General features: G+C 72.7%; 19 protein-coding genes. 10 read left to right on the forward strand and 9 right to left on the reverse strand.

The features are described 5' to 3' along the window. Nucleotides 1-7: 7 nt before the first annotated feature. Nucleotides 8-1,501, reverse strand: coding sequence for a CoA-acylating methylmalonate-semialdehyde dehydrogenase (locus ABD875_RS12205; protein ID WP_345176861.1), 1,494 nt, complete (start codon nt 1,499-1,501; stop codon nt 8-10). Nucleotides 1,502-1,582: 81 nt separating this feature from the next. On the opposite strand from ABD875_RS12205, the gene ABD875_RS12210 reads away from it, so the two are divergent. After that, on the forward strand, nt 1,583-3,106 hold the full coding sequence (locus ABD875_RS12210; RefSeq protein WP_345176866.1) for a PucR family transcriptional regulator: 1,524 nt from the start codon (nt 1,583-1,585) through the stop codon (nt 3,104-3,106). A gap of 115 nt (nt 3,107-3,221) precedes the next feature. Next, entirely contained in the window at nt 3,222-3,572 is a 351-nt protein-coding gene (locus ABD875_RS12215; protein WP_345176869.1) for an iron chaperone, read from the forward strand. A gap of 48 nt (nt 3,573-3,620) precedes the next feature. Here ABD875_RS12215 and ABD875_RS12220 read toward each other — a convergent pair whose 3' ends face one another. Further along, entirely contained in the window at nt 3,621-4,262 is a 642-nt protein-coding gene (locus ABD875_RS12220; protein ID WP_345176873.1) for a LysE family translocator, read from the reverse strand. Between the two features lie 83 nt (nt 4,263-4,345). Here ABD875_RS12220 and ABD875_RS12225 point away from each other — a divergent pair, with 83 nt between their 5' ends. From ABD875_RS12225 to ABD875_RS12255, 7 genes are all read left to right on the forward strand, one after another. Then, nucleotides 4,346-5,440, forward strand: coding sequence for a PfkB family carbohydrate kinase (locus ABD875_RS12225; RefSeq protein WP_345176877.1), 1,095 nt, complete (start codon nt 4,346-4,348; stop codon nt 5,438-5,440). Then, nucleotides 5,437-6,351, forward strand: coding sequence for a pseudouridine-5'-phosphate glycosidase (locus ABD875_RS12230; RefSeq protein ID WP_345176879.1), 915 nt, complete (start codon nt 5,437-5,439; stop codon nt 6,349-6,351). Before ABD875_RS12225 ends, ABD875_RS12230 begins: the two co-directional genes overlap by 4 nt. 70 nt (nt 6,352-6,421) lie before the next feature. Then, a complete protein-coding gene (locus ABD875_RS12235; RefSeq protein WP_345176881.1) occupies nt 6,422-6,565 on the forward strand; it encodes a hypothetical protein in 144 nt (47 codons plus the stop codon). Nucleotides 6,566-6,597: 32 nt separating this feature from the next. After that, the gene (locus tag ABD875_RS12240) at nt 6,598-7,776 is read left to right on the forward strand and encodes a cytochrome P450 (protein WP_345176885.1); all 1,179 of its coding nucleotides are present in this window, start codon (nt 6,598-6,600) and stop codon (nt 7,774-7,776) included. Continuing rightward, nucleotides 7,773-8,234, forward strand: coding sequence for a TetR/AcrR family transcriptional regulator (locus ABD875_RS12245; protein WP_345176890.1), 462 nt, complete (start codon nt 7,773-7,775; stop codon nt 8,232-8,234). The genes ABD875_RS12240 and ABD875_RS12245 overlap by 4 nt, the downstream gene beginning before the upstream one ends. A gap of 14 nt (nt 8,235-8,248) precedes the next feature. Next, a complete protein-coding gene (locus ABD875_RS12250) occupies nt 8,249-9,898 on the forward strand; it encodes a DUF429 domain-containing protein (RefSeq protein ID WP_345176895.1) in 1,650 nt (549 codons plus the stop codon). Nucleotides 9,899-9,926: 28 nt separating this feature from the next. Further along, nucleotides 9,927-10,424 carry a mycothiol transferase gene (locus ABD875_RS12255; RefSeq protein WP_345176899.1) on the forward strand — a complete coding sequence of 166 codons (498 nt, stop codon included), beginning with the start codon at nt 9,927-9,929 and terminating at the stop codon, nt 10,422-10,424. Here ABD875_RS12255 and ABD875_RS12260 read toward each other — a convergent pair. From ABD875_RS12260 to ABD875_RS12270, 3 genes are read right to left on the reverse strand one after another with little or no spacing between them, the layout of a single operon-like run. Next, nucleotides 10,421-10,888 (reverse strand): group II truncated hemoglobin, encoded by a 468-nt coding sequence (locus tag ABD875_RS12260; RefSeq protein WP_345176904.1) that lies wholly within the window; start codon nt 10,886-10,888, stop codon nt 10,421-10,423. The two genes, ABD875_RS12255 and ABD875_RS12260, sit on opposite strands and share 4 nt — an antisense overlap. Before the next feature lie 13 nt (nt 10,889-10,901). Further along, nucleotides 10,902-12,353 carry an SDR family NAD(P)-dependent oxidoreductase gene (locus ABD875_RS12265; protein ID WP_345176910.1) on the reverse strand — a complete coding sequence of 484 codons (1,452 nt, stop codon included), beginning with the start codon at nt 12,351-12,353 and terminating at the stop codon, nt 10,902-10,904. Then, nucleotides 12,350-13,636 (reverse strand): MFS transporter, encoded by a 1,287-nt coding sequence (locus ABD875_RS12270; RefSeq protein ID WP_345176915.1) that lies wholly within the window; start codon nt 13,634-13,636, stop codon nt 12,350-12,352. The genes ABD875_RS12265 and ABD875_RS12270 overlap by 4 nt, the downstream gene beginning before the upstream one ends. A 95-nt stretch (nt 13,637-13,731) precedes the next feature. Between ABD875_RS12270 and ABD875_RS12275 the strand changes: the two genes are divergently transcribed. After that, nucleotides 13,732-13,971, forward strand: coding sequence for a DUF4287 domain-containing protein (locus tag ABD875_RS12275; RefSeq protein WP_345176920.1), 240 nt, complete (start codon nt 13,732-13,734; stop codon nt 13,969-13,971). Nucleotides 13,972-13,982: 11 nt separating this feature from the next. Here the strand turns inward: ABD875_RS12275 and ABD875_RS12280 are convergent, their stop codons facing one another. The 4 genes from ABD875_RS12280 to ABD875_RS12295 are packed head-to-tail and all read right to left on the reverse strand — an operon-like array spanning nt 13,983 to nt 16,364. Next, nucleotides 13,983-14,339: a hypothetical protein gene (locus tag ABD875_RS12280; protein ID WP_345176924.1), complete on the reverse strand. Its 357-nt coding sequence runs from the start codon at nt 14,337-14,339 to the stop codon at nt 13,983-13,985. 13 nt (nt 14,340-14,352) lie between these two features. Further along, nucleotides 14,353-15,369 carry a glycoside hydrolase family 6 protein gene (locus ABD875_RS12285; protein ID WP_345176930.1) on the reverse strand — a complete coding sequence of 339 codons (1,017 nt, stop codon included), beginning with the start codon at nt 15,367-15,369 and terminating at the stop codon, nt 14,353-14,355. A 4-nt stretch (nt 15,370-15,373) separates the two neighbouring features. Then, nucleotides 15,374-15,970, reverse strand: coding sequence for a maleylpyruvate isomerase N-terminal domain-containing protein (locus ABD875_RS12290; RefSeq protein ID WP_345176936.1), 597 nt, complete (start codon nt 15,968-15,970; stop codon nt 15,374-15,376). A gap of 10 nt (nt 15,971-15,980) precedes the next feature. Next, nucleotides 15,981-16,364, reverse strand: coding sequence for a VOC family protein (locus tag ABD875_RS12295; protein WP_345176942.1), 384 nt, complete (start codon nt 16,362-16,364; stop codon nt 15,981-15,983). Nucleotides 16,365-16,378 lie beyond the last annotated feature (14 nt).

Genomic DNA, 16,378 nt, shown 5'->3' on the forward strand with positions numbered 1-16,378 from the left:
GTGCTCCTCAGTGGTTCTTGGGGAAGGCGAGCTCGAGGCCGCCGGCGGTCGCCGGGTCGGGCCAGCGCGTGGTGACGACCTTGCCGCGCGTGAAGAAGTGCACGCCCTCGGTGCCGTGCGCGTGGGTGTCGCCGAACAGCGAGGCCTTCCAGCCGCCGAAGGAGTAGTACGCCATCGGCACCGGGATCGGGACGTTGACGCCGATCATGCCGACCTGGACGTCCTGCTCGAACGCGCGCGCGGCGCCACCGTTGCTGGTGAAGATCGCGGTGCCGTTGCCGTACTTGTTGGCGTTCACCAGGTCCAGCGCCTCCTGGTAGGTGTCGGCGCGCACGACGGACAGCACCGGGCCGAAGATCTCGTCGGTGTAGATGCTCATGTCCGGGGTGACGTGGTCGAACAGCGTCGGGCCGAGCCAGAAGCCGTCGGCCGCACCCGCGGCGTCGACGTCGCGCCCGTCGATGACCAGGGTCGCGCCCTCGGACTCGCCGGCCTCGACGTACGACGCGACCTTGTCGCGGTGGACCTTCGTGACCAGCGGGCCCATGTCGGTGTCCTGGGCGCCGTCGCCGATGTCGAGCGTGCGGGTGCGCTCGGCGATCTTCTGCACGAGCGTGTCGCCGGTGTCGCCGACGGCGACGACCACGCTGATCGCCATGCAGCGCTCGCCGGCCGAGCCGTAGCCCGCGCTGACCGCGGCGTCGGCGGCGAGGTCGAGGTCGGCGTCGGGGAGGACGAGCATGTGGTTCTTGGCGCCGCCGAGGGCCTGGACCCGCTTGCCCTGCTGGCTGGCGCGCTCGTAGACGTACTCGGCGATCGGGGTGGAGCCGACGAAGCTGATCGCCGCGACGTCGGGGTGGTCGAGCAGCCCGTCGACCGCGACCTTGTCGCCGTGGAGCACGGTGAAGACGCCGTCGGGGAGACCGGCCTCCTTCCAGAGCTCGGCCATCCAGTTGGCGGCGGACGGGTCCTTCTCGCTGGGCTTGAGCACGACGGCGTTCCCGGCGGCGATCGCGATGGGGAAGAACCACATCGGGACCATCGCGGGGAAGTTGAAGGGGCTGATGATCCCGACGACGCCGAGCGGCTGGCGGATGCTCTTCACGTCGACGCCGGTCGAGACCTGCGGGGAGTTGCCGCCCTTGAGCAGGTGCGGGATGCCGCAGGCGAACTCGACGACCTCCTGGCCGCGGGCGACCTCGCCGAGGGCGTCGGAGCGCACCTTGCCGTGCTCGGCGGTGATGATCTCGGCGAGCTCCTCCTTGCGGGAGTTGAGCAGCTCGCGGAACCGGAAGACCACCTGGGTGCGCGCGCTGACCGACGTCGCGGCCCAGTCCAGGCCGGCCTTCTTCGCCGAGGCCACGGCGGCCTCGATCTCCGCGGGTCCGGCGAACGCGACCCGGCCGGTGACCTGGCCGGTCGCGGGGTTGGTGACGTCACCGGCGCGGGCGCCGTCCCCGGGGTGTGCCGAGCCGTCGATCCAGTGCGAGATGGTCTTCATGCCCTCATCGTCGTCCCGCCCGGCGCAGCAGGCGAGGGACGACCTGTCCCGTTCCGGCTCGGTAGTGCGACACTGTGTCGCATGCCGGTCACCGTCCGCGAGGCGCTCGCGCTCCCCGAGCTGGCCGCCGGCGACCCGGTGGTGCTCAGCGGCGAGGCCGGGCTGGACGCCGAGCTCCGGTGGGTCCACGTCTCCGAGCTGCGCGACGTCGGCGCGGTGCTGTCCGGCGCCGAGCTGGTGCTCACCACCGGCCTCGGGATGTCCGCCTCGCCGGACGCGGCCGACGACTTCGTCCGGCAGCTGGTCGAGGTCGGCGCCGCCGGGCTCGTGGTCGAGCTCGGGGCGTCGTACCCCTCGGTGCCGGAGCCGGCGCTGCGCCGGGCGCGGGCGGCCGGGTTCCCGCTGGTCGCGCTGAACCGGCCGGTGCGGTTCGTGGAGATCACCGAGAGCGTGCACCGCGCGATCGTCGCCGAGCAGTTCGAGGAGGTCCGGTTCGCCGGCGACGTGCACCGGACCTTCACCGAGCTCGGGCTGGAGCGCGCGACGATGGCGCGGCTGGTGGAGGCCGCCGCCGACCTCGCCGACTGCTCCGTGGTGCTCGAGGACCTGGCCCGCCGGGTGCTCGTGACCGCGGCGCGCGGCGAGCCCGTCGAGCGGCTGCTGACCGACTGGGAGCGGCGCTCGCGGCTGACGCCGTACCTCCGTGCGACCGGCAGCGGCGGGCCCGAGGGCTGGCTGACGACGCCGGTCGGCATCCAGGGCGGGGCGTGGGGGCGGCTGGTCGTGACCGGGCCGCGCGACGAGGAGCGCGCCCGGCTGGTCGCCGAGCGCGCGGCGCAGGCGCTCGAGCTCGGCCGGATGATCGAGCGCGACGAGACGTCGATCCAGCTGCGGGTGCACGGCGGGTTCCTGCTCGACCTGCTCGACGGCCGGGTCGGCGGCGAGGCCGTCGCCGCGGCGCGGCTGCGCGCGCTCGGTGTCCCCGAGGCGCCGTCGTACGTCGGTGCGGTGGCGCGGCTGCGCTCCGAGGGGCCGGTCGACCTGCTGGTCTCCGCGCTCGGCGACCTGCCGGGTCTGGTCGGCGTGCTCGACGCCGTGCACGTCGGGCTGCTGGTCCCTGCTGACACCGACCTCGACGCGGTGGCGCGGTCGCTGGCGGGCGAGGCGGTGCTGGCCGTGGGCCATCCGGTGTCCGCGGTGCTCCCGACCGCGACCTCGCTGCGGTCGGCGCGGGTCATCGCCGGCGTCGCCGTGACGCTGCCGCCGCTCGAGGGGGTCGTCCGGCAGGCCGACATCCGGCTGCCGGGGCTCCTGATGTCGCTGCGCGAGGACGCGCGGCTGCAGGAGTTCGTCGAGGCCGAGCTCGGTGCGCTGCTCGAGCACGAGGCCCGGCACGGCAGCGGCCTGGTCGACCTGCTGCGGCAGTTCCTCGCGGTGGGCGGCAACAAGACCGCGCTGGCCCGCGCCGCTCACCGCAACCGCACCTCGCTCTACCCCGCGCTGGCCCGCCTCGAGGACCTGGTCGGCCACCCCCTCGACGACCCGGCCTCCCGGCTCTCGCTCGGTGTCGCGCTGCTCGCGTACGACCAGGGGCGTGAGCTGTAGGTCGAGGGCGCGGTTTCCCCGGTGCACCGGGGAAACCGGCACTTCCTGGGCATTGCAACGGCCGAGAAGTACCGGGAATGCCCGACCGGTGTGACGGGTGTGGCGATACTCAGCCATGCCGAAGTTCGAGGACGTCGACGCCTACCTCGCGGCCCTGCCGGCCGACCGGCGTGCGGTGGTCGAGGAGATCCGGCGCCGGGTGCTGGCGGTGGTGCCGGAGGCGACCGAGGTGATCCGCTACGACATGCCGACCTGGCAGGTCGACGGCCAGTCGCTCGTGCACGTCGCGGCCTGGAAGCAGCACGTCTCGCTCTACCCCGTGCCTCCCGAGGGCGACGCCGAGCTCGACCGCGACCTCGCGCCGTACGCCGGGGCGAAGGGCACCCTGAAGATCCCGTACGCCGAGGTCGACCACGACCTGATCGAGCGCGCGGTGCGGCGGCTGGCGGGTGCCCGGAACGCCTGACCGGCGTGACGCGTGCGCCGACGTCACACCCGGAGTGGCCGGCGGCGGCTACTCGCTGGCCGCCATCGTGGCGCCCAGCCCGATCATCATCACGCCGCCGGCGACGCCGAGCTTGTCGAGCCGGTTCGGCTGGCGGGCGAACCAGTCGCGCGCCTTGCCGGCGGCCAGCGCCCAGACGGAGTCCGAAGCGACGCACATCGCGCCGAACACCAGCCCGAGCAGCGCGAGCTGCACGCCTGTGTGCCCGGCCGGCTCGTTGACGAACTGCGGCAGGAACGCCACGAAGAACACGATGGTCTTCGGGTTCGTGACGCCGACGATGAAGCCGACGCGCAGCGAGCGGCGCGCTGACGCCCGCGCGACGGAGACCTGGTCGACGCCGGCGAGGGCGAGCCGCGCGTCGGCGCGGTGCCGGATCGCCTGCACGCCGAGGTAGACGACGTACGCCGCACCCGCGACCTTGAGGACGAGGTACGCCTGGGCGCTCGCGGCGACGACGGCGCCGAGGCCGACGGCCACGAGCAGGACCTGGGTGGTGATGCCGAGGGCGTTGCCGAGCACGGACAGGAGCGCGTCGCGACGCCCGACGGTCAGGGCCCGGCCGATCGTGAACAGCAGGCTCGGACCCGGGAGCTGGATGAACAACGCGCTCGCGATCACGAAGGCGAGCCACTGGCTGGTGGTCGGCACCGGCCCAGTGTCGCAGCCGGCGCCGGAGGCCCGCACCGCATTTGCCTGCCTTACTCCAGTAAGCATCCCTTATGATGGCAAGCATGAGCCTGACCGAGCGCGAGCGCGAGATCGTCGCCCTGCTGCGACGTGACCCGCTGCTCGGCTCCGAGGCGATCGCCGCGGCGCTCGGCACCACCCGCACCGCGGTCAACGTGCACCTGTCCAACCTCGGCAAGAAGGGCGTGATCCTCGGGCGCGGCTACGTGCTCAGCGAGGAGCCCGCCGTCGTCGTGGTCGGCGGCGCCAACATGGACGTGAAGGCGCGCAGCACGCGCACCGCCGTTCCCGCCACCAGCAACCCCGGCACCGGGTCGATGGCCGCGGGCGGCGTCGGGCGCAACATCGCCGAGAACCTCGCCCGCCTCGGCACCCGCACCCACCTGGTCGCGGCGATCGGCAGCGACGGCCTCGGCGACCAGGTGCTCGCCGCGACGTCCGGCGCCGGCGTCCACGTCGAGCACGTACGCCGCTCCGCGCGGTCGACCGGCACCTACACCGCCGTGCTCGACGCCGACGGCGAGCTGGTCGTCGCGGTCGCGGACATGGCCGCCACCGACGAGCTGGCGCCGGAGCAGGTCAACGCCGCACGCGACCTGGTCGCCGCCGCGTCGCTCGTCGTGCTGGACGGCAACCTGTCGACCGCGACGCTCGCGTTCGCGCTCGACCTCGCCACCCAGGCCGGCGTCCGGGTGCTCCTGGAGCCGGTGAGCGTCCCGAAGGCCGCCGCCCTCGCGCATCTCGTCACCGCGGACCGGCCGCTCTACGCGGTCACCCCCAACCGCGACGAGCTCGCCGCGCTCACCGACCTGCCGACCCGCACCGACCGCCAGGTCGCGACCGCCGCCCGGGCCCTGCACGACCGCGGGGTCGAGCTCGTGTGGGTGCGGCTCGGCCGCGACGGCTCGCTCTTGAGTACGGCGTCCGGCGCGACCGCGCTGCCCGTCGTGCCGGCCGAGGTCGCTGACGTCACCGGCGCCGGCGACGCGATGCTCGCGGCGTTCTGCCACGCGCTGCTGACCGGGGCGGACCCGGTCGACGCCGCGGCGTACGGCCACGCGGCGGCCGCCCTGACCGTCGCCAGCCCCCACACCGTCCGACCCGACCTCACCGACCGACTCGTCAGGAGCCTCTTGTGACGCACCCGCTACTCACCGTGACCGACGAGGTCGCCACCGCGCTCGCCGAGGGGGCCCCGGTCGTCGCGCTCGAGAGCACGATCATCAGCCACGGCATGCCGTACCCGCAGAACGTCGCCATGGCGGTCGAGGTCGAGGGCATCATCCGCGAGAACGGCGCCGTCCCGGCGACCATCGCGGTGCTCGACGGCAAGCCCCGGATCGGGCTGTCGCCCGACGACCTCGAGCTGCTCGCCAGCCACGGCGACGTGACCAAGGTGAGCGTGCGCGACCTGCCGTTCGTCGTCGCCCGCGGCACCCACGGCGCCACCACGGTCGCGGCGACCATGCGGCTCGCGGCGCTCGCCGGCATCCGCACGTTCGTCACCGGCGGGCTCGGCGGCGTGCACCGGGGCGCCCAGCAGACGTTCGACGTCTCCGCCGACCTCACCGAGCTGGGGACGACGGACGTCGCGGTCGTGTCCGCCGGCGTGAAGTCGATCCTCGACATCGGGCTCACCCTCGAGACCCTGGAGACGCTGGGGGTGCCGGTGCTGGCGTTCGGCAGCGACGAGTTCCCGTCGTTCTACTCCCGCTCCAGCGGGCACGCCGCCCCGATGCGGGTCGACACGGCCGCGGAGGTCGCCGCGGTGATGTCGTCGAAGTGGGCGCTCGGCATCGCCGGTGGGATCGTCATCGCGAACCCGATCCCCGCCGAGGACGAGATCCCCGCCGACGAGATCGGCGTGATCATCGAGCAGGCGCTCGGGGACATGGACGCGCTCGGCATCCACGGCAAGGACGCAACGCCGTACCTCCTCGGCCGGATCGTCGAGATCACCGGCGGCGCCTCGCTGACCGCGAACATCGCGCTGGTGCGGCACAACGCGCGGCTGGGCGCCGCGATCGCTGCGGAATTCGCAGCACTCTGAGGTATCTGACGGGCGACATCGGCACTCCTCCCGATGTCAACGCACTACCTCAGCAGTGAATGTGGAGCCCATGAACCCGCTCAGCGCCAACCCCGTCACCGTCCTCCAGGCCGCCCGCGCCGCCCGTTCGCGCACCGAGGTCCGCGGCAGCCGCGACCGCGCGGTCCGCGCCGCCCGCTCCGCGCGCCAGGCGCTGGAGCGGGTCGAGCGCTAGACAGATTTGCGAATCTGTCTCACGATGGGCCGGTGCCCTACCGCCCCGGAACCGCCGACACCTGGGCCGAGCCGTGGCCGATGTACGCCGACCTGCGCGACCACGACCCGGTGCACCACGTCGAGCGTTCCGGAGGGCGCGACTACGTCGTCCTCAGCCGGCACGCCGACGTGCTCGAGGCCGCGGTCGACACCGCGACGTACTCCTCCGCCCAGGGCCTGACCGTCGAGTACGACGAGCTGGAGACCGTCGGCCTCGCCGACAACCGGCCGCTGGTGATGCTCGACCCGCCGGACCACACGGCGTTCCGCAAGCTGGTCGCCCGCGGGTTCACGCCGCGCCAGGTGCGGACGCTGGAGCCCGAGGTCCGCGCGTTCGCGGTCGAACGGCTCGAACGGCTGCGCGCCGAGGGTGGCGGCGACATCGTCGAGGCGTTGTTCAAGCCGCTGCCGAGCATGGTGGTCGCGCACTACCTGGGAGTCCCGGCCGACGGGCGCGAGCGGTTCGACGACTGGACCCACGCGATCGTCTCGGCCAGCTCCGCGGGCGAGATCGCCGCCGCCACCGACGCGCTCACCGAGATGATGGGCTACTTCACCGAGCTGATCGGTCGTCGTCGGGTCGAGCCCGGCGACGACACCGTCTCGCACCTGGTCGCCGCCGGCGTCGGGGACGACGACCGCGGCCTGCTCTCGATCCTCGCCTACGTCTTCACGGTCGTCACCGGCGGCAACGACACCACCACCGGGATGCTCGGCGGCACCGTCCAGCTGCTCGAGACCGACCGCGACCAGCGCACGCTCCTGCTCGACGACCCCGCCCTCGTCGGCGACGCCGTGGAGGAGCTGCTGCGGCTGACCTCGCCCGTGCAGGGCCTCGCCCGTACGACGACCCGCGACGTCGAGCTGCACGGCACGACGATCCCCGCCGGGCGCCGCGTCCTGCTGCTGTACGGCGCCGCCAACCGGGACCCGCGCCGCTACGGCCCCGACGCCGACGACCTCGACGTACGCCGGAGGCCGACGCAGATCCTGACCTTCAGCCACGGCAGCCACCACTGCCTCGGTGCGGCGGCCGCGCGGCTGCAGGCCCGGGTCGCGATCGAGGAGCTGCTCGCGCGCTGCCCCGACTACACCGTCGACCTCGAGGGCGTCGAGTGGGCGCCCGGCCCGTACGTGCGGCGCCCCACGACCGTCCCCTTCACGCCGTGAACGCCGAGGTCATCCTCGACGCAGCGGCCGCCCTGTTCGCCGAGCGCGGGGTGAATGCGGTCGGCATGGGCGAGGTCGCGGCGGCCGCGGGCTGCTCGCGCGCGACGCTCTACCGCTACTTCCCCGACCGGCACGCGCTGCACGTCGCGTTCGTGCAGCGCGAGGCCCGCCGGATCGGCGCGCTGCTGCCGACCGACCCCACGGGCAACGTGGTGGAGGCGATCCTCACCGCGGTGCGCGAGGTGCGCGCCCGGCCCGAGCTGATCGCGTGGTTCGGCGCCGCCGACGCCGGGACCACCGCCGAGCTCGCCCAGTCCGAGGCCGTGATCGGGACGTTCGGCGACCCGGACACCGCGCGCTGGCTGGTCCGGGTGATCGTCTCGCTGCTGATCGTGCCCGGCCGCGACGCCGCCGACGAGCGCGCGATGCTCGAGCGGTTCGTCCTGCCGGTCTTGTAGGGCAGTCTTCATCCATGCACTTCGTGGGGATCGACCTGGCCTGGGGACAGAAGCAGCGCACCGGCCTCGCGGTCCTCGACCAGGACGGGCACCTGGTGCACATCTCCAGCGTGCACACCGACGAGGAGATCCGCGACGCGCTCACGCCGTACGTCGCCGGTCCCTGCGTCGTGGGCATCGACGCTCCGCTGATCGTCACCAACGCCACCGGGTCGCGCGCCGCGGAGCAGGAGCTCAACAAGGACTTCCAGCGGTTCCAGGCCGGCGCGCACCCGTCGAACACCGGCAAGCCCGAGTTCGCCGGCGGCGTCACCCGCGGCGCGACCATCTGCCGGATGCTCCGCCTCGACATGGACCCCCGCTCGGGGCGCGAGCGCCGGGCGATCGAGGTGTACCCGCACCCGGCGACCGTCGTGCTGTTCGGGCTGTCGATGACGCTCAAGTACAAGTCGAAGCCCGGGCGCACCCTCGACTCGATGCGCGCTGCGCTCCTCACGCTGATGCAGCACGTCGAGCAGGTCGTGCCGCCGGACCCGACCTGGCGCGACCTGCGCGCCCAGGTCGAGAACGCCACCACCAAGGCCGAGCTCGGCCGCGCCGAGGACCAGGTGGACGCCGTCGTGTGCGCGTACGTCGCGCTGTTCGCGCACCGCTGGCCGGCCCGGGTCACGACGTACGGCTCCTTCGAGAGCGGCTACATCGTCACGCCCACGCTGAGCGACGCCCACGGGGAGATCAGGCGCGCGGTCGAGGAGTACGAGCGGATCCAGCCCGGCCTGGTCGAGATCGCCGACGAGTACGTCGCGCTGGTGACCTCGATCCTCGACGAGGCCGGCATCAACTACCTGACCGTGACCGGACGGGCCAAGAGCGTCGAGTCGTTCGCGGCCAAGGCGGCGCGGACCGTCGACGGCCTGTGGGCGTACGCCGACCCGCTGCGCGAGATCGGCGACCAGGTCGGCGTCCGCGTCATCACCTACGTGCGGGCGGACGTCGCCGCGGTCGCGGACGTGCTCGGCGCCCAGCTGCGGGTGCTCGACGACCGGGACCTGGGCCAGGAGACCGCGAGCGAGGGGCGGTTCGGGTACGCCAGCCGGCACCTGCAGGTCAGCCGCGACGGCGGCCCGGTCGCGCAGGTGCAGGTGCGCACGGTGCTCCAGCACGCGTGGGCGGAGTTCGAGCACGACATCCGCTACAAGGGCGCGGTTCCCGCCGAGCACGCCCGTGACTTCGACCGGCGGTTCACGCTCGCGGCGGGGCTGCTGGAGCTCGCGGACCAGGAGTTCACGACGATCCGCGACCGGCTGCGCGGCGGGTCCTTCGAGGACCTCGACGGTGGCGCGCGGATCAGCCCGCGCGAGCTGGCGGCGTACCTCGCCGGTCAGTACGACGACGCCGAGTGGTCGCGCACCGACCACTACGACTGGATCGCGGGGCTGCTGCCCGACCTGGGCATCGACACGCTCAGCGAGCTCGGCGAGGTGCTCGCCCGCGTCGACGTCGACGGGCTCGCCGCCAAGATGGACTACCGCTACCCGCCCGGCGCCGTCCGCCGTCTCGACGACGCCCTGCTCGCGGCGTTCGGCGATCGCTACGTCGTGCTGCCCGGCAACGAGCACCGCGTGGCGCTGCTCCGGACCAGGCTGGAGAAGATGACCGGTTGACGTCGGTGGGACTGGCTACTGTCGAGGCATGACACCGGCAGAGATCTACATCGACGCCCTCGAGCGGGTCCTCGAGAACGGCCTGGCCGTGGTCGACGGGCTCACCGAGGACCAGCTCGCGCACCGTCCGGCCCCGGACGCCAACTCCATCGCCTGGCTGGTCTGGCACCTCACCCGCGTGCAGGACTCCCACGTCGCGCCGCTCGCCGGCACCGACGAGGTGTGGACCCGCGACGGCTGGGCCGACCGCTTCGGCCTCGACCTGGATCCCTCCGACCACGGCTACGGGCACACCAGCGAGCAGGTCGCGAAGGTGCGCGCGAGCGCCGACCTGCTGGCGGGCTACCTGCGCGCCACCCACGAGGCGACCGTCGCCTACCTGCGCACGCTGACCGAGGCCGACCTCGACGACGTCGTCGACGAGAGCTGGGACCCGCCGGTCACCCGGGGCGTGCGGCTGGTCAGCGTCGTCGACGACGACGCGCAGCACGTCGGCCAGGCGGCGTACGTCCGCGGCCTCCTCTAGGGCTGGTACGGCGGCGCCACGCCCCAGCCCCAGCGCGGGACCGGGGCGTGCTCCACCACGTCGGCGCCCGGCTGGGAGTTCTGCACCGCCAGCCGGGTGCCCCACTCGAGGTAGCCGACCAGCGCCGCGCGGAACTCCGGGTCGTCCGGGAGCTGCGCGTCGTCGGCGGCCAGGCTCATCGTCGACGCGAACCGGTGCCGCTGCTCGGCGGTGATGCTCAGCCCGACGTGGTGCGCGAGCATCCGCTCGTACCCGCCGTGGTCACGGGTGTAGGCGTCTGGTCCGCCGAACACCTCCGACCACCACGCCGTCACGTGGTCACGGTGCTCCTCGGAGACCCCTCCGGGGAAGAACGCCGTCAGCAGCTCGTCGCGCTCGACCCGGTCGTAGAAGCAGTCGATGAGCCGGCGGATCGCGGCGCGCCCGCCCGCCCAGTCGTAGAGGGTGGGGACGTCCGCGGCCACGAGGCGAGCGTACTCACCAGGGCGAGGGCTCGAAGTCCTTGAGGAAGTGACCGTAGAGATCTTCGCCGGCCTCGCCGCGCACGATCGGGTCGTAGACGCGCGCCGCGCCGTCGACCAGGTCGAGCGGGGCGTGCCAGCCCTCGGCCGCGATCCGCAGCTTCTCCTGGTGCGGCCGCTCGTCGGTGATCCAGCCGGTGTCCACGGCGTTCATCAGGATCTGGTCGGTCTCGAACATCTCGCCGGCGCTGGTGCGGGTCAGCATGTTCAGCGCCGCCTTCGCCATGTTGGTGTGCGGGTGGCCCGGCCCCTTGTAGCGACGGCCGCCGAACTGACCTTCCATCGCCGAGACGTTCACGATGTAGGTGCGTCGCGCCGAGGACGCGCGCAGCGAGGCGCGCAGCCGCGAGACGAGCAGGAACGGCGCGGTCGCGTTGCACAGCTGCACCTCGAGCAGCTCGAGCGGGTCGACCTCCTCGACGGTCTGGGTCCAGGAGTTCGTCGTCTGCAGGTCGGGCAGCAGGCCTCCGGCGTCGACCGCCGTGCCGGCGAGGTGCGCCTCGAGGCTGGCGTTGCCGGCCTTCAGCGCGAGCGCCGTGATCGAGGCCGGGGTGTGCGCGGGCGTCTCGTGGTGGGCGACCGCGTGCTTCTTCAGGGTGCCCGCGATGGCGGCGGGGTGGGCGTCGCTGATGTGGTCGAACGACACGATCTCCGGCAGCACCGTGCCGGTCGGCAGCGGCGCGTTCTCGGCCTCGACGAGCGGCGCGTACGAGCCCGGGCTGCGCCGTACGGTCTGGCAGGCGTTGTTGATGAGGATGTCGAGCGGGCCGGCCGCGGCGACCTCGTCGGCGAGCGCGATCACCTGGGTGGGGTCGCGCAGGTCGATGCCGACGATCTTGAGCCGGTCGATCCAGTCCGCGCTGTCCTCGAGTGCGGAGAACCGGCGTACGGCGTCGTGGGGGAAGCGGGTCGTGATCGTCGTGTGCGCGCCGTCGCGGAGCAGCCGGAGCGCGATGTACATGCCGATCTTGGCGCGGCCTCCGGTCAGCAGCGCGCGGCGTCCGGTGAGGTCGGTGCCCTGGTCGCGCTTGGCGTGCGACATCGCGGCGCAGCTCGGACAGAGGTAGTGGTAGAACGCGTCGACGAGCGTGTAGTCGTTCTTGCAGATGTAGCAGCCGCGCGGGTTGATCAGCTCACCGGCGAACGCACCCGGCGCATTCGAGACCAGCGGGATGCCCAGTGTCTCGTCGTCGATCCGCATCGGCGACCCGGTCGCGGTGCGCTCGGTGATCTCGCGGTCGTGGGCGAGCTCCGCGGCCCGCTTGCGCATCCGGCGCTCGGCCTTCAGGGCCTTGTACATGTGCGAGGCCGCCCGCTTGACCGCCACGCGGTCGGGGTGGTCCTCGTCGAGGTGGTGCAGCTGGCCGAGCACGCGGATGGTGGTGGCCAGGTCGTCAGGGTCGATCACTGGGTGATGGTAGGTGTCCGGGTGATCCGGTACCGAATGAACGACGGCACCGCGACCGCCGCGACCATGGTGCCGACGATCACCAGGATGCCGCCGCCCGCGGCCGCGGCCGCCGTACCCACCATCGCGGCGCTGGCGCCGTGCACGACGTCCGCGATGCGTGGCCCGCCGGCGACGACCACGATGAAGATGCCCTGGAGCCGCCCACGTACCGCGTCGTCGGCGGCGCTCTGGAGCATGCTGGTGCGGAAGGCGGCCGACGCCATGTCGGCCGCTCCTCCGACCACCAGCATCAGCAGCGCGACCAGCAGCATCGCCTGCTGCCACTGGTCAGCCAGCGCGACCGCCACGCCGAAGCCGGTCATCGCGGCACCCCAGATCAGGATGCAGACGATCACCGCGTAGCCCTGCCGGTCGACCCGCGAGACCCAGCCCGAGAAGATGCCGCCGATCACCGCGCCGGCGGGGATCGCCGCGAACAGCAGGGCGAACACCAGCCCGCCCTCGTCCGGGCCGTTGAACGAGGTGTGCGCGATCTCCGGGAACAGCGCCCGCGGCATGCCGAAGACCATCGCGATCAGGTCGACGACGAACGACATCATCAGCACCGGGTGGCCGCGCAGGTATCGGAAGCCCTCGATCACCGAGCGCAGCCCCGGCGTGCCCTTCATCGCAGCCTCGACCGGCAGCCTCGGGAGGCGGACGACCGCGCCGAGCGTCGCGAACAGCGAGAGCGTGTCGATCAGGTACAGCCAGCTGAACCCGATCACCGGGATCAGCACGCCCGCCAGCAGCGGGCCACCGATGGCGCCGGCCGTGAACAGCGTCATGTTCAGCGAGTTCGCCGCCGGCAGCAGCTCCGCGGGGAGCAGCTTGGGCAGGATCGCGCTGCGGGTCGGCTGGTTGACCGCGAAGAACGCCTGCTGCACCGAGAACAGCCCGAGCAGCAGCCACACGTCGGTGTTGCCCAGCGCGGCCTGGACCCAGAACAGCGCGCTAGTCCCGATCAGGCCGGTGGTCGTGCAGATCATCAGGGTGCGCCGGTCGAAGTGGTCGGCGAGCGCGCCGCCCCACAGCCCGAAGACGACCAGCGGCACCAGCCCGAACAGGCCGGTCAGGCCGACGTACGCCGACGATCCCGTCATCTGGTAGATCTGCGCCGGCACCGCCACCACGGTCAGCTGCGCGCCGACGACCGTGATGATGTTCGCGAGCCAGAGCCGGCGGAAGTGGTCGTTGCGCAGGGGACGGGTGTCGGCCATCAGGTCCCGGAGTCTGCGCACGATGCCCCAACCTAATGACCGATGAATCCTGTTCCGCCGCGAGGTCGAAAACGTGTGCCGCAGATCGACGTGGCGTACATGGAGAGGATCAACCGATGAGCGTGGAGCCCAAGGTCAGCGGACCGGCGTCGTACTTCCCGTCGATCGAGAAGAAGTACGGCCGGCCGATCGCGGAGTGGCAGGCGGTGGTCCGCTCGGCGCCCCGCTACGGCGACGGTGCGAGGCACTCGGACCTGGTCGCGCTGCTCAAGGACGAGCACGGCATGGGCCACGGCCACGCGAACGCCGTCGTCGCGTACACGCTCGCCGAGGACCGCACCGAAGACAAGGCCTGACGCCGGCCGGGCTACTCGATGCCCGCGACCCGGTCGAGGTGCTGGAGCAGCTCGTGGGCGGCCAGCTCCACCTGCTTGTGCCGCCACTCCGCGGCCCGGTAGACACACGCGATCAGGCCGGAGCGGTGCACCCGGCGCAGGTCGCCGTACCCGAACGCGTAGCGCGCCTTGGTCTCGTCGTTCGCGCCCTCGGTGAGGCCGAGGTGCCAGGCGGCGTACTCGTCCCACGAGTGCCGCTCGAGGTAGGCGTTCTGCGCGGCGGCGTCCGGCTGGACCTCGCCCCAGTCGCTGTCGAGGACGTACTGGCGCTTGTCGATCATCGAGCGCGCGTGGGCGACGGCGTCGGGGTTGACCGCGTACGTCGCCATCGCCGTCCTCCGGTCAGCAGACGCCGGAGTCGGGGCGGCCCAGGAGCCGGTCGGCGAGCAGGTCGCACCACTGGCCGGACGGGGGCCCGCCGTTGACCTGGCCGTCGGACTCGCCGGGGTGCTTCACCCAGAGCCGGCCGTCGAACGGGCCCTGGAACAGCAGCCGCGGCGGCTGACCGACGCGGGCCCAGACCGGGTTCAGGACCTGGTCGTCCTGCGGCCCGCCGTTCGCTCCGTTGCGCGAGGTGTCGACGACGTAGTGCTTGCCCCTGATCCCGAGCTTGCGCAGGCCGCGCAGCAGGGTCTCGGCGTACTTCTTCTCCGACCCGGTGGTGCGGAAGTTCGAGACGTTGGTGCTGAATCCGCGGATGTACTGGATGCCCGCCTGCTTCAGGAACGCCGGGCGGTCGTCGTACGGGGTCCAGTTCGAGTGCCCCGCGTCGAGGTAGACCCAGGCGTCGGTCTTGCCGAGCACCTTGTTGGCGAAGCGCAGCATCGCCTGCCAGCCCTCGGGCTTGGTCGGGCAGGCGGCCACCGAGCTGCTGAACAGCGGGAGCGCGTCGGGCTCCACCACCACGATCGCGGTCTGGTTGCGCACGCCGGCCGCGACCTGCTTGATCCAGGCGCGGTACTGCGCGGCCGTCTGCAGGGCTCCGCCGGAGGAGTGGCTGCCGCAGTCCCGGCCGGGGATGCCGTAGATGACCAGCATCGGGGTCTTGTTCGCGTCGAGCGCGCGCCGCGTGTAGTCGCGGACGATGTCGCGCACCCACGGGGTGCCGTACGCCTCGGGGATGATCCACAACGCCTGGGCGTAGCTGCCGATCTGGTTGCGGTAGACCGGCTCCTGGTTGGCCGCCGGCATCAGGGAGTCGACGAACAGCCCGCGCGACGTGCGTGGGTCCTTGCCCTGCTTCGAGGCCTCGGCGTGGTCGGCGGCCGGGGCGTCCGCGACGGCGACGGCACCCGTCACGCTGAGCGCGACGGCGGCGACGAGCGCGCCGAGGCGCAGCGACAGGGACCGGGTGAGCACGCCCTCAGGGTACGGGCTGGTCGTCCTCGCGCGGGCCGAAGATGCCCAGCTCGTCGAGCTGGTCCGGCGACAGCGCCAGCCCCCAGGCCCGCATCTGCTGACGGGACCGGCGCGAGAACAGCGCGCGGAACAGCTCGTAGTCGTCGACGTGGTCCGGCACCTCGGCACCGCCGAGCTTGTACGGCGCGACGTTGTCGAACACCTTGCGCCACAGCGGCTCGGGGAGCCGGCCCAGGCCGAGCGCCTCGTGGAGGTCGGCGTGGTGGACGGCGATGTCCCAGACGATCGCCGGCCGCGGGTTGTCGATGGTCGAGGCGCCGACCGCGTCCTGGTTGGCCTTCATCTCCGCGGTCAGCTCCGCGACCGGCAGGCCGGCCCGCTCGGAGACGTGCCGGGCGGTCCACGCGGGGCCGGGCGCGCCGTCCATCCGCTCGGTCACCGCGTCGGCGGGCCCACCGGCGAGGTGCGCGAACACGTCGTGGACCGTCCAGGCCGGGGTGCCGGGCACCGTGGTCGCGAGCTGCTCGTCGGTCAGCTCGGCGCCCAGCGCGGTGAGCGCCGCGACGTTGGCGCGGTAGACCTCGTCCCAGGTGGTCGTCATGCGCCCATCCTCACTCGCCGGCCGCGGGCTCGAACAGGCAGAACGGGTGGCCGGCCGGGTCGACCAGCACGCGGACGTCGTCCTGCGGCTGCTCGTCGGCGAGGCTGGCGCCGAGCGCTTGGGCGCGGGCGACCCCGGCGGCCAGGTCGCTGACGCCGATGTCGAGGTGCACCTGCATCTGCTGGTCACCCGGGCCGGACGGCCACGTCGGCGGCACGTGCCCGTCCTCGAGCTGGAACGACAGGCCCGCACCCTGTGGCGAGCGGAGCACCACCCACTCGGGCTGCTCGACACGGACCTCCCAGTCGAGCAGGTCACGGTAGAAGCCGGCCAGACCCCGCGGGTCCGAGCTGCCGAGGACGGTCGAGGACAGGGTGAACTGCGGAGTCGACATGTGTGTCACCGTAG

The organism is Nocardioides caricicola (assembly GCF_039541135.1).
GTDB lineage: Bacteria > Actinomycetota > Actinomycetes > Propionibacteriales > Nocardioidaceae > Nocardioides > Nocardioides caricicola.

Coding starts and splice junctions, on each gene's coding strand:
- ABD875_RS12225 (WP_345176877.1), top strand. CDS start 4,346: ATGAGCCTGACCGAGCGCGAGCGCGAGATCGTCGCCCTGCTGCGACGT.
- ABD875_RS12250 (WP_345176895.1), top strand. CDS start 8,249: ATGCACTTCGTGGGGATCGACCTGGCCTGGGGACAGAAGCAGCGCACC.
- ABD875_RS12295 (WP_345176942.1), bottom strand. CDS start 16,364: ATGTCGACTCCGCAGTTCACCCTGTCCTCGACCGTCCTCGGCAGCTCG.
- ABD875_RS12235 (WP_345176881.1), top strand. CDS start 6,422: ATGAACCCGCTCAGCGCCAACCCCGTCACCGTCCTCCAGGCCGCCCGC.
- ABD875_RS12215 (WP_345176869.1), top strand. CDS start 3,222: ATGCCGAAGTTCGAGGACGTCGACGCCTACCTCGCGGCCCTGCCGGCC.
- ABD875_RS12280 (WP_345176924.1), bottom strand. CDS start 14,339: ATGGCGACGTACGCGGTCAACCCCGACGCCGTCGCCCACGCGCGCTCG.
- ABD875_RS12275 (WP_345176920.1), top strand. CDS start 13,732: ATGAGCGTGGAGCCCAAGGTCAGCGGACCGGCGTCGTACTTCCCGTCG.
- ABD875_RS12210 (WP_345176866.1), top strand. CDS start 1,583: ATGCCGGTCACCGTCCGCGAGGCGCTCGCGCTCCCCGAGCTGGCCGCC.
- ABD875_RS12290 (WP_345176936.1), bottom strand. CDS start 15,970: ATGACGACCACCTGGGACGAGGTCTACCGCGCCAACGTCGCGGCGCTC.
- ABD875_RS12255 (WP_345176899.1), top strand. CDS start 9,927: ATGACACCGGCAGAGATCTACATCGACGCCCTCGAGCGGGTCCTCGAG.
- ABD875_RS12205 (WP_345176861.1), bottom strand. CDS start 1,501: ATGAAGACCATCTCGCACTGGATCGACGGCTCGGCACACCCCGGGGAC.